Origin of the sequence: Cryobacterium sp. Hh7 (assembly GCF_004403155.1) — a bacterium.
GTDB classification, from domain to species: domain Bacteria; phylum Actinomycetota; class Actinomycetes; order Actinomycetales; family Microbacteriaceae; genus Cryobacterium; species Cryobacterium levicorallinum.
The window spans coordinates 1-1,611 of sequence record NZ_SOHG01000046.1 but is presented as its reverse complement, the minus strand read 5'-3'; the positions used below and the strand labels follow the sequence as shown (position 1 = coordinate 1,611).

The window sequence follows — 1,611 nt, the reverse complement described above, 5'->3', positions numbered from 1 at the left end:
TTTTTAAGGCGCGCCTGCCGGGGGTTGGCTCGTGGTCGTTAAGACTGGGGTGATGCAGGGTCGTGATGATGGTCAGCGTGAGATTTACGATGTCGACGCCGTAGCGGGGCATCTTCTCCCGCCTGGGTCGGTGTTCGCGTTCCTCGCGGCGCATCGTCGGGACCTGTTTCCCGACGATGCCTTCGCGGACTTGTTCGCCTCGCAGAACGGCCGCCCGTCAACGCCAGCGGATGTGATCGCCTCGGTGATGGTGCTGCAAACATTGCATAACCTCTCCGACCGCGAAGCGGCCGAAGCGTTGACGTATGACCTGCGGTGGAAAGCCGCGTGCGGGTTCGCGTTGACTGAGACCTCGTTCCACCCGACCGTGCTCGTCTACTGGCGCAAGCGTCTGGCCGCCAGCGACCGACCGCACCGCATCTTCGAGGCTGTGACGGAGGTCATTGCGAAGTCGGGAGCGTTGTCGGGGCGCAAACGCCGGGCGCTGGACTCGACGATCTTGGAGGACGCCGTCGCCCGCCAGGACACCGTTACCCAGCTGATCGCGCAGATCCGCCGCGTCGGCCGGGAGATTCCCGGCGCGGATGCGACCGTCGCCAGCTTGACCGGTCACGACTACGCCCAGCCGGGCAAGCCCGATATCGCGTGGGATGACCGCGACGCCCGCGACGAGCTCGTCTCCCGGCTGGTCACCGATGCGCTCGCCCTGCTGGGCAGCATCAATATCCATATCCTGACCAAGAAACAGCAGGAAACCGTTGCCCTGCTGGCGTTGGTCGCCGGTCAGGACGTGGAACCCGCCGACGGGTCCGACGGCACCGACGGCCGGTGGAGAATCGCCCGCAAGGTCGCGTATGACCGGGTGATTTCCACCGTCGATCCTGATGCCCGCCACGCGCACAAGAGCCGGCAGAAAAAGGTTGACGGGTTCAAAAGCCACGTCGCCATCGAGCCCGACACGGGCCTAGTGACCGCCGCTTTGCTCACGAAAGCATCCGGCCCGGAGAACAGTGATGCGGCTCGGGGATCCGCACTGATCGCCGCCGACACCAGCATCGGCACTCAGAAAATCGATGCGTTGGGTGATTCGGCCTATGGCAGCGGGGAACTCCTCAACCAGATCACGACGGCCGGTCACACCCCAATCATCAAGCCGATGCCGTTGAGCCGCGCTGTTCCTGGCGGCTTCACTATCGATGACTTCACCGTCAACGATGAAGCGCAGACGGTGACGTGCCCGGCGAGCATCGTTCGGTCGATCAGTTCCAAAGGCCGAGTTAGTTTCGGTCGGTCCTGCCAGAGCTGCCCGCTGATGGCTCAGTGCACCACAGCTCAGACCGGCCGAAAACTTGTCATTCAACCGCACGACCGGCTCCGGCGTGAACACCGGATTCGAGCTCAAGATCCAGAGTTTCAGCGCGTTTACAAGCAACACCGGCCCATGGTCGAACGGTCCTTGGCGTGGATGACCCGAGGAGCGCGCAGAGTGCCCTATCGGGGCGTCGTGAAGAACAACGCGTGGTGGTCGAACAGGGCCGCTGCCATCAACCTCAAACGGCTCCTCAACCTGGGATTGACCAGCGAAAGGGGGGTGTGGGCCCTTGGATAACA

At 63.5% G+C, this 1,611-nt stretch carries 1 protein-coding gene; it reads left to right on the top strand.

Features of this window, described 5'->3' with window-relative positions; genetic code table 11:
• Window positions 1-52 precede the first annotated feature (52 nt).
• The gene (locus tag E3T43_RS13095) at window positions 53-1,609 is read left to right on the top strand and encodes an IS1182 family transposase (RefSeq protein WP_134472763.1); all 1,557 of its coding nucleotides are present in this window, start codon (window positions 53-55) and stop codon (window positions 1,607-1,609) included.
• Window positions 1,610-1,611 lie beyond the last annotated feature (2 nt).

What these genes read in the sequence shown, in the direction of transcription:
- E3T43_RS13095 (WP_134472763.1), top strand. Translation starts at nt 53, where the DNA reads ATGCAGGGTCGTGATGATGGTCAGCGTGAGATTTACGATGTCGACGCC.